At 52.9% G+C, this 13442-nt stretch carries 11 protein-coding genes; 10 read left to right on the top strand and 1 reads right to left on the bottom strand.

Going from position 1 to position 13442, the window contains the following annotated elements:
* The 4 genes from HMPREF9412_RS07520 to holA form a co-directional block, all read left to right on the top strand.
* Positions 1-2559: ComEC/Rec2 family competence protein (locus HMPREF9412_RS07520; protein WP_036671588.1), on the top strand; the 2559-nt coding region annotated here is incomplete at its 5' end.
* 184 nt (positions 2560-2743) lie between these two features.
* On the top strand, positions 2744-3292 hold the full coding sequence (locus HMPREF9412_RS07515; protein WP_009590814.1) for an RNA polymerase sigma factor: 549 nt from the start codon (positions 2744-2746) through the stop codon (positions 3290-3292).
* Complete coding sequence (locus HMPREF9412_RS07510) at positions 3289-4563, top strand: zf-HC2 domain-containing protein (RefSeq protein ID WP_009590816.1); 1275 nt, start codon at positions 3289-3291, stop codon at positions 4561-4563. The genes HMPREF9412_RS07515 and HMPREF9412_RS07510 overlap by 4 nt, the downstream gene beginning before the upstream one ends.
* Positions 4564-4850: 287 nt before the next feature.
* Positions 4851-5870, top strand: a complete 1020-nt coding sequence (holA, locus tag HMPREF9412_RS07505; RefSeq protein WP_009590777.1) for a DNA polymerase III subunit delta — start codon at positions 4851-4853, stop codon at positions 5868-5870.
* Positions 5871-6112: 242 nt separating this feature from the next.
* Here holA and rpsT read toward each other — a convergent pair whose 3' ends face one another.
* Entirely contained in the window at positions 6113-6385 is a 273-nt protein-coding gene (gene rpsT / locus HMPREF9412_RS07500; RefSeq protein ID WP_009590780.1) for a 30S ribosomal protein S20, read from the bottom strand.
* A gap of 162 nt (positions 6386-6547) precedes the next feature.
* On the opposite strand from rpsT, the gene gpr reads away from it, so the two are divergent.
* The 6 genes from gpr (at position 6548) to HMPREF9412_RS07470 (ending at position 13379) form a co-directional block, all read left to right on the top strand.
* Positions 6548-7549: a GPR endopeptidase gene (gene gpr, locus HMPREF9412_RS07495; protein ID WP_009590794.1), complete on the top strand. Its 1002-nt coding sequence runs from the start codon at positions 6548-6550 to the stop codon at positions 7547-7549.
* Between the two features lie 162 nt (positions 7550-7711).
* Positions 7712-9085, top strand: coding sequence for a stage II sporulation protein P (locus HMPREF9412_RS07490; protein WP_009590809.1), 1374 nt, complete (start codon positions 7712-7714; stop codon positions 9083-9085).
* A 62-nt stretch (positions 9086-9147) separates the two neighbouring features.
* On the top strand, positions 9148-9561 hold the full coding sequence (locus HMPREF9412_RS07485) for a hypothetical protein (protein WP_009590793.1): 414 nt from the start codon (positions 9148-9150) through the stop codon (positions 9559-9561).
* Positions 9562-9650: 89 nt separating this feature from the next.
* Positions 9651-11468, top strand: a complete 1818-nt coding sequence (lepA, locus tag HMPREF9412_RS07480) for a translation elongation factor 4 (RefSeq protein ID WP_009590787.1) — start codon at positions 9651-9653, stop codon at positions 11466-11468.
* Positions 11469-11675: 207 nt separating this feature from the next.
* Complete coding sequence (gene hemW, locus HMPREF9412_RS07475) at positions 11676-12842, top strand: radical SAM family heme chaperone HemW (protein ID WP_009590817.1); 1167 nt, start codon at positions 11676-11678, stop codon at positions 12840-12842.
* A gap of 75 nt (positions 12843-12917) precedes the next feature.
* Entirely contained in the window at positions 12918-13379 is a 462-nt protein-coding gene (locus tag HMPREF9412_RS07470; protein ID WP_009590796.1) for an N-acetyltransferase, read from the top strand.
* The last annotated feature ends 63 nt before the right edge of the window (positions 13380-13442 follow it).

Below are 13442 nucleotides of genomic sequence, written 5' to 3'. Positions count from 1 at the left end.
ACGATCTGCATGCTATTCTCATTGTGCGTATCGGGCTCGTACTGGGAATGGCATGATGCGGCGAATGTAAGTGATTTCGAGTCGGTCCTTGCAGCGGAAGAGTCGACTGAACCCATGCCTGTTACTGCGTTCGGGGTGATTTCTTCTCCTGTCGAGGTGGATGGCGACCGGGCTGATTTCCAGGTAACCTTACAGCGGGCTGATCTGGTCAAAAACAAGCACCCGGCGGTGCAAAAACAAGCCGATCCGAATGGCAGCATGATGCTGAATACAAACGATATCATTATGGTCCAAGTAAAACTGCTGGATAAAACGGAGCTGGAGATTGTAAACCAATGGCAGCGCGGGGACCGCATACAGCTGAGCGGGGAAATGCAAAAGCCTGGAGTGGCCCGCAATTTTGGCGGATTTGATTACCTTCAGTATTTGCGTACTCAGAAGATTCATTGGATCGTCAAAGTGAAGGGCTCAGACCAAGCGGTGGTCGAACCGCCCGACAGCTGGAAATTAAGCCATGTTCTCAGATGGAATGATGCCCTTCGCGACAAGCTTGGAAGCAAGCTGGATCAATTGTACGGCGGCATCCATGCGGGTTATATGAAGGGACTCGTCATTGGCAATCAGGATGATCTGGATCCCGATACATTCATGGAGTTCTCGCGTTTGGGATTGACTCATATTCTTGCGATATCGGGCATGCATGTGGCCGTGGTTGTAGGTTGCCTGCTATTCGTATGCACAACCCTTCGAATGACGAGGGAGGCCTCGCTGACTGTGGTGATGTGGCTGATTCCCGTATATGTCCTGCTGACCGGGGCGAGTCCTTCCATAGTGCGCGCAGGCATCATGGGAATGATCGGTTTGTATGCTGCGCGGCGGCGGCTTTTGAAGGATGGGCTGCATATCCTCAGCGTGGCCGCGCTTGCCATGCTGGTGTGGAATCCGTATTTTCTCGTGAACGTCAGCTTTCAGCTGTCTTTCATCGTGACGGCGGGCTTGATGATATTCGTGCCGAAGCTGATGCCGCTGCTGACATTCTTGCCCCGCTGGCTGGGGGGAACCGTCGGCATAACGGTCGTGGCGCAGCTGATTTCATTTCCGCTCACCATCTATTACTTCAACCAGGTCTCGCTTATCTCCGTTTTCGCCAATCTGATCCTCGTTCCGGTCATTAGCCTGGTCGTCCTGCCTTTAGGCATGGTGTCTCTGTTGATGGGGTGGGTATGGATGCGCGGGGCGGGCTGGCTGGCCGCCGTGACCGAATGGTTAAACCATATCACGTTCCGGATCGTTGAATGGATGAATGGTTCCTCGGTTTTTATGACATTGTGGCCGTCTCCGTCGTTAGCCTGGATACTGTGTTATTTCGTTGTCCTGTATGCATTGCTGTCCATCCTGAACAAAAGATTCAAGAATCCCGAGGGAGGGCAGAACGCTTCGAATGATACGGAGCCGTTGGACGGACGCCCGCCATGGGGCGATAGAGCAAATTTGTCCGGCGTGGGCACGCTGCCGATCGTGGGCCGTTTGGCCGGTGCATTGCGATGGAGAGGGTTCCTTCGCGTCAGTGATGATATCGAACGGTATGCCCCGGGAGCTGCGATAGCCCTGCTGTCCGGGGTTTTAATTGTTTTGCTGTACGGCGGCTATCAGTCACCGTCTACACAAGGGGCTGGACTGGTGCAATTCCTGGATGTGGGACAGGGAGATTCGATATTGGTAACAACGCCTTCGGGCAAGCATGTTCTCATTGACGGTGGCGGGACGGTGAATTTTCGCAAGGAGAAGGACGCCTGGAAGGAAAGGAAAGCTCCGTACGAGGTAGGAGCGAAAGTAGTGGTGCCTTTGTTGAAAAAACGGGGCGTGCACCAGCTTGAAGCCGTCATCATGACCCATGGGGATCAGGACCACATAGGGGGACTCCTGGCTGTATTGCAGGAAATCCCCGTGAAATCCGTCGTGTTTAATGGGACCTTGACCGAATCCGCCTCCTTCCGAAAGCTGATGTTATCCGCGGTTGAACAGCGCATTCCCGTATATCAGGCAGGAGCGGATTCCGTATGGAGACTTGACGGTCATACGGAGATCCGATTTTTATCCCCTCTTTACCCAGAAAGTGGAGAAGTCATCAAACCATTACCGTTGATTAAGGAGCAAAATCATGCTTCACTAGTATTTGTTCTTCAGATAAACGGCAGCCGGGTCTTATTTACGGGGGATACGGATCAAGCAGCCGAACGGAAAATACTGCAGCACCTGGAGGGGCAATCCCAAGATGATGCTGCCTCACGGCTTACAGCTGCCGAAGATCGGATCGACGTCATGAAGGTGGCCCATCACGGAAGCAAGACATCCACATCCGCGCCATGGCTGAATGCATGGAAGCCGAAGGCTGCGGTAATTTCTGCCGGCGTCAACAATATGTACGGCCACCCTCATCCGGACGTGGTCGGCCGCTTGGAACGTTTTCGGTCCATCATCTATCAAACCAATCTTCATGGCGAAATCCAGATGAGGATCAAGAACGGGCATATTGAGACGCGAACGAAGATTCAATGAAGACGCCCGCTGTTCCTGGGACCGGGTTTCGTAGTATGATCTTTATAGGAAAATGCAGCGGATGACTATAATCTTTATATTTGGTATAGTTAGATGAAGTTTCCTGAAAAAATTAATAGGTTACATACTGCAACATTTTTTAATTCTATCCGTCTGTATGTATGCAGGGAGAGGGGGATCCACTGTGGTGGAGCAGGGACTCATAAGAGCCGCTCAATCGGGCGATCGCGACGCTCTAATCACCCTATTGCGAGAAATTGAGCAACATGTTTACCGAACTGCTTATTACATTTTAAACAATGAACAGGATGCCATGGATGCAGCCCAGGAAGCACTGATACGTGTATATACGAAGATCAACTCCTATGAGGAGAAAGCCCAGTTCAAGACTTGGGTCCAGCGGATCGTTACCAACATATGCATCGATAAATTCCGCAGAACGAAGCCGACGGTTTCCATCGATGAGCATGACATGGTGTTTCGGGATCATCTCGACGTGGAAAGGGAAGTGATGTCGGGCTATCTGGCCCAGGATATCCAGGAGGCCATTAACCAACTGCCGGATCATCATCGCACGGTCATTGTCTTAAGGTATTTGCAGGACCTGTCCTACAACGAAATCGCTGATTGTCTGAACCTCCCGCTCAATACGGTGAAATCCTATTTGTTCAGGGCCAGGCAGCAGCTGCAGAATATGCTCCAAGAGCATCAGAAAGGTGGTGTATCAGGATGAATTGCCAAGAGGTGGTGGAACGCATGCACCGCTATTTGGACCGGGACCTTACTTCCGATGAGACGGCCCAAATGTATCAGCATATTGCCGTGTGTCCCGAGTGTGCGGAGACCTTTAACATATTAAAGTCATTAAACAGAGAGCTTGAAGATCTTCCGGCCGTTACCCCGCCTGTCAGTCTGGTAGACGCTATCATGCCTAAACTGGATGCCATCGACCGTGATCGCGAGAGCCTTATCGCACCTCCGGCCGTGAAAAGCCAGGAGCCTGCCGAAATGATGCCGGACATTCGGCGTCCGCGGCGTGCGGGCAGCTGGTGGAGCACGGTTGGCGGAAGAACGGCGATCGGGGCTGCCGCCGCTGTACTTATTCTCGGCGTCGCTATTTTTAATTATGAACCGAAGATGTTGTCCGATGCGGAGATTCCGTACGAAGAGGCGAGCACGACCAGCGCGGGAGCGAATGAGGATTCGGCCGAGACGGAGATTCAGGATATGGTTCAGCCGTTTGCCGCCGATGGCGGCGCGGAGACTGGCAGTACGGCGAACGAGGGGAGCGATCCTTCCGCAGGTTTGCGGAGTTCGCCGCCGGAATCGTCGGAATCCGATCCGAATCCGGGCCCGAACGACGAATCGAAGGAGAAGACAGAGCCAGCGGATGGGGCTAAAGACACCAGGGAAGATGCAGCAGCCCCCGATGCTCCGGTTAAGAAGAACAATGACGGGGAGCCTCAAGCGCCAGACCAACCTGCAACAAGCAGCAATGAGGTACCCAAAAAAAATGACGCAAGCCCTTCGAACCCTCCGGCCGACGAGCCTGGGCAGAACTCGGAGAGCATGAGCATCCAGACTTCGCCTAATAATCATGAAGCAATGGACGTCCAAACCGAGATGGTGCCGCCGATCAGCGACCCTGCTGGCGATGCAGGCGCTGGAAACGCGGAATCTTCCGACCGTTCCACCGGATCGTACCAAGGGCTGGCGATGGTGCCGGAGCAATGGCCGTCCCCGGATGGTCTGTACAGAGCCTCCCTGGAGGCCGAATATCTGGTGATCTATCGCCTGCCGTCGGGAGACCAGACTTCAGCTGAAGCGGTCGAAACGGTCGAGAGGATTCCGCTTGGCGGAAGCTGGGTATCCGGTCAATGGTCCGAGGACGGCTTAACGTTCAAGTACAAGGTACAGACGAACAAAGAGCTGGTTGAATCCGTCTACTCCATAGAGAAGGCTCAGCCGCCGGCGTCTGCGGGGCAGAAGCAGCCTAAACCATAGAATTATACAGATATAAATACATTCGGCGCACCAATGCCGGGAGATATGAATACAATATATTAGAGAGAGCAATATACCAACTACAGTCGTATGACCGGCGGCGAGTTGTTTCTAGAGCATGCTTGCCGGCGTTTATATAGATGTGTTGGGACGAAGGGACCTTGCCGCTGCCTACAGCCGAGGTCTCTTTGTTTTCGCGTGGGCGATTTCGTTTTTTATGTTTGACGTCTATCGCATTCGGACACTGTTTTTTGGTATAGTGTACAGAGTAGAAAGGGGGGACGCCGATGGATGCCAAAGCGGCGGCCAAGGCGGTCAAGCAGGGAGATGTGTCTTCCGTCTATTTGCTGTACGGCAGCGAGAAATTCCAGATGAAGGAGTTCGCCGAATTTCTGAAAGCTCAGCTGATCCCGAAAGAAGACCGGGATTTTGCGCTGGTTCACATGGATTTAGGGGAAGTTCCGATACAAACCGTGGTAGAGGAAGCGGAGACGGTTCCTTTTATGGTTCAGAAAAAACTGATTTTCGTCCGGGATACGGCTTTTTTTACGGCTGCAAAAGATAACGGGAAAGTGGATCATCGTCCAGAGGCTTTGCTGGATTATTTGACCGATCCCGCAGATTATAGCGTGATTGTCTTTATGGTGGGGCAGGAAAAACTGGATGAGCGCAAGAAGGTAGTCAAGGCGGTCAAGAAGTCGGGGGTTGCCCTCTCCTTCATGCCTTTGGGCGGGGATGAACTTCTTCGCTGGGTGGACAAGCAGGTGAAGAAAGGCGGCTGCACGTTGCGCGCAGGCGCGGCGGAAGCGCTTGTTCGGAATGCGGGAACCAGTCTTCAGTCTTTATCGGGTGAAATCGAGAAGCTGTGTTTGTATGCGGGAGCCGACGGAGCCATTGATGTTGCAACCGTGGATATGCTGGTGGCGCGCAGCACGGAACAGAATGTGTTTGCGCTCGTGGAGGATATCGCCAATCTCCGATTGGACAAGGCGCTCGGGATCTATTATGAGCTGCTGAAGCAGCGTGAGGAGCCCATCAAGATTGCGGCCCTGATTACCAGACAGTTCCGAATCATTCTGCAGGTGAAGACGTTATCCACCCAGAGCTACTCGCAGCAGCAGATTGCTTCCCAAATCGGGGTGCATCCTTATGCGGTGAAGATTGCTGGCGAGCAGGCCCGCAAGTTTCAGACGGCACGTCTTGAAGGCATATTGAACCATCTCGCCAATCTGGATTACCAGATGAAGACCGGGGCCGTGGATAAGGTGCTCGGAATCGAGTTGTTTCTGCTGCGGCTTGGCGCGTAAGCGAACCGAAATAAGTCAAGAGCGTACGGGGACGCGCGAGCGGCCGTACGCTCTTTTTCATCTGGAGATCAGAAAGTATGACCGGCAGAGGTAAACCAACTTGATCTCGCAAGAAAAAACATCCGCTATAAGCGGTCAATCCTCGGAAGAGTGTGCATCGACGAACGTTTTCTAATCACAAAAAGCCCTGAGCAGCGTGAACTGTTCAGGGCTTTTTCCATGTCGTATTCAACAAACGTTTCTTACGCTTGGGACGTAAGAGCGTTTAGTCTTTTCGCCAGACGGGATTTCTTGCGGGCAGCTGCGTTCTTATGGATCAGGCCCTTCGTTACGGCTTTATCAAGCTTCTTGGAAGCAGCTTGGAAAGCTACTTTAGCAGCTTCGATTTCTGTACCGTTCAACGCTACGTCAGCAGTTTTAACAGCTGTGCGAAGCGCGGATTTTTGAGAAATGTTAAGCGCGTGGCGTTTGTCATTTGTCTTTACACGTTTAATCGCGGATTTGATGTTTGGCATTACATTCACCTCCTGTAAGGCATTTCAATAGAGCGAAATGATTCACAACTTAAAATATTTTAGCATGGGGGTGGACAAAAAGCAATACTCATTCGGACTTCTGCATAATCTCTCCCATACTCTCGCACACTACTAACAATATGAGGAGGAGTGTGAATTTAGATGGATCTGGATCTGCAAAAATACTCGGTCCGAACGGATCTGGCCGTGGAATCAAGAGAACTGGCTGGAGGCACAGGAAGCGCGCCCATTCCCGGGGTTATGGAGGATGTGGTGCAGGAGGACGGAATCAAGATTACAAGGCTGGATGTGGAGAACGATGCTGCCTCTCAGCAGATCGGAAGGGTGAAGGGGCATTACGTCACGTTGGAGGTACCTGATCTTCGCAAGGGCGATACGGGGCTTCAGGATCAGGTGTCCGTTGTCTTCGCCCGCGAGTTTGAAGCGTTCATGTCCCGGATCGGGATTGGACCCAAGGCAAGCGTGCTCATTGTCGGGCTCGGCAACTGGAACGTGACGCCGGATTCGCTTGGACCGCTCGTGGTGGAGAACGTGATGGTGACCCGCCAGTATTTCGAGCTCATGCCGGATCGGGTGGCGCCAGGCTACCGTCAGGTCAGTGCCGTAGCGCCGGGCGTTCTCGGCCTGACAGGGATTGAGTCGAGCGAAACGGTCCAAGGGATCGTGGAACAAATCCGTCCCGATCTGATCATCGCCATCGACGCCTTGGCTTCTCGTTCGCTGGAGCGTGTGAATACGACCATTCAGATCGCGGATATCGGCATCCATCCCGGCTCCGGCGTTGGCAACAAGCGCAAAGGGTTGACCCAAGAAATTCTTGGGGTGCCGTGTATTGCGATCGGCGTTCCGACCGTCTGCTACGCTTCCACCATCGTCAATAATGCGATAGAGCTGATGAAATCCCACTTCGGGGAAGGCGCGCCGGAGACGGGCAAGATTATGGGAATGCTGCACGATATCCCCGAAGGCGAGCGCCTCGCCCTGGTGAAGGAGGTTCTGGAGCCGCTGGGCCATGACCTTATCGTAACGCCTAAGGAGATTGACGAATTTATAGAAGATATCGCCAACATCGTGGCGACCGGCCTGAACGCGGCGCTCCATGAAGCCGTGGATCCCGGCAATGTAGGCGCGTATACCCACTGACCCATAGTAAAAGCTCCGAATCTATCGGAGCTTTTATATTTTTCCAGGATCTAGTTCTATCGAATCTCCCCGGTTCATAGATTTGAAGTATAAGAGATTACAGAGTCGCGGGAACGGCTGGATGAGGTCGGCATCTCCCGGCGAACCGAGGAGGACATCGCTATGAACAATCGCAAGTTCCGCATCTGGAATATTGCCAGAATGAAACGGAAGGTCATGGAAGGTCTGAGCATGGGGCGTACGTTAATTATACTGATGCTAGGCTCTCTTATATTTTTTATTTTGCTAGGGCTCGGGGGAATGGCGGAACAGCGGATGAATTCCTCGCCCGTGTCGTCGATGAAAGGATTGGCCGCTTCGTTATCCAGCCATTTTTTCATCGATATGATCGGCATGGAGATGCCGCATATGACGGCTTCCAAAGAGACCTCGAGCTTCTCCGGCGAGAAAATGTCCACGTTCGTCTTTGAGCTCCTGACGAGCGTAAACCCGAAGGATCCGAAGAGCCTCCTTGCGGGAGAGCTTCCCGGCATGAAGGCTAATCAACCGGTTCAGCTGTCGCACGGCTCCGGTAACGAGGATGGCGAGGCGCCGGCCGATTACCGGCCGGATCCGGCGGAAGGGCAGGCAGAGGGAGAGCCCGCCGAGACCGGGGAAGAGCCGACGCAAGGCGAACAAGGGAACATCGGCAATGAAGGAAAGGGCGAGGAAGCTCCGGATCAGGGCGCGAAGGACGAGCCCGGCAGCAAGAATGAACCCGGAAGCACCTCCAAGGACGGAAAGACAACGAACGGGAAGAAATCCGTCCTCATCTATCATTCCCACCCGCAGGAAGCGTATAACCCGCTGCTCTCGCATCCATCCGATAATCCGGGGGCGGTATCCCCGACCAAGAACGTCATGCTGGTGGGCAGCTTCCTGAGCAAAAGGCTTGAAGCCAACGGAATCGGCACCCTTCACGACAAGAGCGACTATCAATCTACCGTGGAAGGATATAACTATAACTATTCTTATAAATACTCGCGCCAGATGGCCATGGAGGCCATGTCCCAGAACGACGGCATCAACTATCTGATCGATATCCACCGGGATTCGCAGCGCTACAACAAAACGACGGCTACCGTAAACGGCGTCAATTACGCCAAGGTGTACTTCATCATCGGACATGCGAACGAGAACTGGAGACAGAACGAGGCGTTTGCAAGCAAAATCAATGCCAAGCTGGAGAAGTCCTATCCCGGCGTTTCCCGGGGCGTGTGGGGCAAATCGGCGGACCAGGGGAACGGAGAGTACAACCAATCCTTGTCTCCGAACAGCATCCTGATCGAAATCGGCGGCATCGACAATACGAAGGAAGAATTGCAGCGAACGGCCGAGGCGCTGGCCGACATCATCGCCGACGTGTACTGGCAGGAACAAGAAGCCGAGAAGGCCAGCGTGAAAAAAGAGAGTGATCCAGCGAAGAAGCAGTCGGCTTCAGCAGCCAAGGACGGCAGCGAAAAAGGTGCGGAGGATAAAGCGTCCAAAGCAGGTTGAAGGTTTGAAGGTAAGGGGTCATTTACGCAGCAGGAATGAAGGGGTAAATCAAGGAGGGGCTTATGATGTCGAGATTGGGAAAACGGTTTGTGGCGCTTATCATATGGACAGGCATCGGCATATTGGTCGGCATGCAGCTTGGAGGGGCCAAAGGGCCGGTGCCGGCCGACGGTACCGGGGGAACGCAGACCGTGGTGCAAGGCCAAGTTCAGGATCCTCAAGGCGGAACGTCTCAGGGGAATGGATGGGGAGGGACGCGCAAGCATCCTCCCGCCCCTGAATCCGCCGAGCAGGAACCAGACGCCCGTAAGACGGCTGTGCAAGAATACGAGCCGTCGCCCAGCGACATTCTGCTCCCCGAACGCTCCCAGCCGCCTGCCGATGTGCTTGCCGACAAAACGGCCGGACTGCTTCAGCAGCTCTCTGACCAAAGCATCCGCTGGGTCGTGTCGATGTTCGGATCGATTACGGAATAAATTTCGCCTTTATTCTCAGCATTGCTGTGCATCCCCTCAACTGGTATAATAAGTTGATTCAAACATCTGGTGGTTGTTGGGGGTTAGGCATGACAGACGTACAAGTAAGACAACAAAAAATTCGTAATTTCTGTATCATTGCACATATAGACCATGGGAAATCGACGCTTGCCGACCGTATTTTGGAATTTACGGGCGCATTAACTTCGCGTGAAATGCAGGAGCAGGTACTGGATCAGATGGATCTGGAGCGAGAGCGCGGAATTACCATCAAGCTGCAGGCGGTTCGCCTGAACTACAAAGCCGATGACGGCGAGGAGTATATATTGAACCTGATCGATACTCCGGGACACGTCGACTTCACGTATGAGGTATCTCGAAGCCTGGCCGCTTGCGAAGGCGCGCTGCTCGTTGTGGATGCCGCGCAGGGAATCGAAGCGCAGACATTGGCCAACGTATATCTGGCATTGGATAACAATCTTGAAATTTTGCCTGTCATTAACAAAATCGACCTGCCGAGCGCCGATCCCGAACGGGTGAAGCAGGAGGTCGAGGATGTGATCGGGCTCGATGCCAGCGATGCCGTTTTGGCTTCCGCGAAAGCGGGCATCGGAATCAAGGAGATCCTGGAGCAGGTGGTTCAGAAAGTGCCTGCGCCAACGGGCAATTCCGAAGATCCGCTGAAAGCGCTGATTTTCGACTCCCATTATGATCCTTACAAGGGCGTCATCGTATATGTCCGCGTCATTGACGGCAGCATCAAGGCCGGCTCCAAGATCAAGATGATGGCCACCGGCAAAACCTTCGAGGTGATCGAGGTGGGTGCCTTTAAGCCGCGCATGTCCATCGTGGACGAGCTTAACGTCGGCGATGTCGGTTTCATCGTGGCGGGCATCAAGAGCGTTGGCGATACGCAGGTCGGGGATACGGTAACGGATGCCAAGCGTCCGACGGCCGAGCCGCTCCCGGGTTACCGCAAAATCAATCCGATGGTGTTCTGCGGATTGTATCCAATCGAAACATCGGACTACAACGATCTGCGCGAGGCGCTCGAGAAGCTGCAGCTGAACGATGCATCGCTCAGCTTTGAGCCGGAGACGTCCAGCGCGCTCGGATTCGGCTTCCGCTGCGGATTCCTGGGCCTCCTTCACATGGACGTCATTCAGGAGCGGATCGAACGCGAGTTTAACATACCGCTGATTACGACCGCGCCGAGCGTGATTTACCGCATTACGCAGACGAACGGAGAGCAGATTCAAATCGATAACCCTTCCCATTATCCTGAGGTCGGCAAGGTCGATTATGTCGAAGAGCCTTATGTTAAAGCAGCCATTATCGTGCCGAATGATTATGTCGGAGCGATCATGGAGCTTTGCCAAAACAAACGCGGCGAATTCGTCAACATGGAATACCTGGACACGACGCGAGTCACCATTACCTATGAAATTCCGCTGTCGGAAATCGTGTACGATTTCTTCGATCAGTTGAAATCGAGCACCAAAGGATATGCTTCATTCGATTATGAGCTGTCCGGATACCGCCGGTCCAATCTGGTCAAAATGGACATTCTGCTTAATGCCGAGCAGGTGGATGCCCTGTCCTTTATCGTGCACAAGGACCGCGCATACCACCGCGGCCGGGCGATTTGCGAGAAGCTGCGTGAGCTGATTCCTCGCCAAATGTTCGAGGTGCCGATTCAGGCATCGGTCGGTACCAAGGTTGTGGCCCGCGAAACGGTTAAAGCGATGCGCAAGAACGTGCTTGCCAAATGTTACGGCGGCGACATCTCCCGTAAACGGAAGCTTCTGGAGAAGCAGAAGGAAGGTAAGAAGCGGATGAAGCAGGTGGGCAGCGTCGAAGTGCCGCAGGAAGCCTTCATGGCCGTTCTGAAAATCGACGACAAGTAATTAGGGAGCCAATGGCAGGGGAAGGCCTTTGAGTTAAAGAGCCGCTCCTTGCGTGTATAGCCTTCACGATGTAAATGATGGGAAAGCCGATTCTCGGCTTTCCTTTCTTTCATTCCAAGAGGCATAGCGTTATAGTAGAGAAGGAACTTTCAAGAAGTTACTTAAAGTAAGTCATGCCAGAGCGGTATATGAGGGGGCAAGAAAAGAATGACGGCAAACGATCAACGGACGGAAGCGGTGTACATCCACATTCCGTTCTGTACCAATAAATGTTTTTACTGCGACTTCAATTCCTACGTGTTAAAGGATCAGCCGGTAATGGATTATCTGCGAGCGCTGGATAAGGAAATGGAGCTGACCGTTCAGGCTAATCCGCCGGGACGAATCAAAAGCATCTTTGTAGGCGGCGGGACTCCAACCGTGCTGAAGCCGAACGAAATGGAATACTTCTTGCAGAGCGTGAAGCGCCATTTTCCGGAATGGTCCGATAGCATCGAATTTTCAATGGAGGCGAATCCCGGCACCACGGATCTGGAGAAGCTGTCCGTCATGCGCCAAGGCGGGGTGAATCGGATCAGCTTCGGGGTGCAGGCCTTCCAGAACACATTGCTGACCGGCATCGGCAGAATTCACGATACGGATGACGTATACCGGAGTCTCGATAACGCCAGAAGAGCAGGCTTTGACAACATGTCCATCGATCTGATGTTCGGTCTCCCGAATCAAACCTTGGACATGCTTGCGGAAAGCGTGGATAAAGCATTGGAGCTCGAACTTCCGCATTATTCAATCTACAGCCTGAAGGTCGAAGAGAATACGCTGTTCCATACGATGTACCAACGAAACCAGCTTCCGCTTCCGGATGAGGAGGATGAGCTGAATATGTACCTTCTTTTAATGGAACGGATGAAGGCTGCCGGATATAAACAGTACGAAATCAGCAATTTTGCGAAACCCGGCTTCGAGAGCCGGCATAATATGACGTATTGGCGCAATGAAGACTATTACGGCCTAGGCGCGGGAGCGCACGGATATGTCGGCCGTCAGCGCCATGTGAACATCAAAGGGGTCAATCCCTATAATGAAGCAGCCAATAAAGGCCTTCCAAGATTGGAGAGCTTTGAGATATCTAGGGAAGAAGCGATGGAGGATTTCCTGATGGTCGGGCTGCGCGTGCTGGACGGCGTCTCGCGCAGCCGCTTCCGGGAGCAGTTTGGGATCACCATGGAGGAGGTTTTTGCCGGTCCGCTGAATAAAATGGTAGGCGCGGGCCTACTCGATGCCACCGAAGACGGGTATAAGCTGAGCAGCAAAGGAATTTTGTTTGGCAACGATGTGTTTGGCGAATTCATAGGAAGCCTGACGACAAATTAATCTATTGAACTTATATGCGCTCTGTTGTATATTTATTCATAACATGACGGAGCGTGTAAAGGGGAGACGGACAACATGTCGGCGGTATGCAGAAAAGCAAAGTTAGAGGATGTCGAGCCGCTGTATCAGATGATTCAGGGTTATGCCGAGAAGGGGATTATGCTCCCCCGGTCCAAAAAAGTGCTGGAGAAACAAATTGGAGAATTCGTTGTAGCTGAATCCGAAGGGCACGTCATTGGCTGCGGTTCATTGTGTCAGCTGGGAAGCGATTTGGTCGAGATCCGTTCGCTCGGCATCTCGGAAGGATATAAAGGGCAAGGCATCGGCTCCATGCTGGTGGATAGCCTTCTGGAAGAAGCGAAACGCCGCGAGCTTCCGAAAGTGATGGCCTTGACGTATGAGGTATCCTTTTTCATCAAAAACGGCTTTGCCGTCGTAGAGAAGGAGATTTTTCCGGAGAAGGTATGGACCGACTGCATCCACTGCAAGAAGCAGCATGCTTGTGACGAAATAGCTGTTCTTAAAGTACTGAACTGACTTGACAATCCTCAGGTCGGTTTGGTATTTTTGTTATATCGGTTAGCACTCGATGACGATGAG

It is taken from the genome of Paenibacillus sp. HGF5, from assembly GCF_000204455.1.
GTDB lineage: Bacteria > Bacillota > Bacilli > Paenibacillales > Paenibacillaceae > Paenibacillus_AQ > Paenibacillus_AQ lautus_A.
Note: the sequence above shows the minus strand (reverse complement) of the source record. Positions and strands in the feature narration are given on the sequence as shown.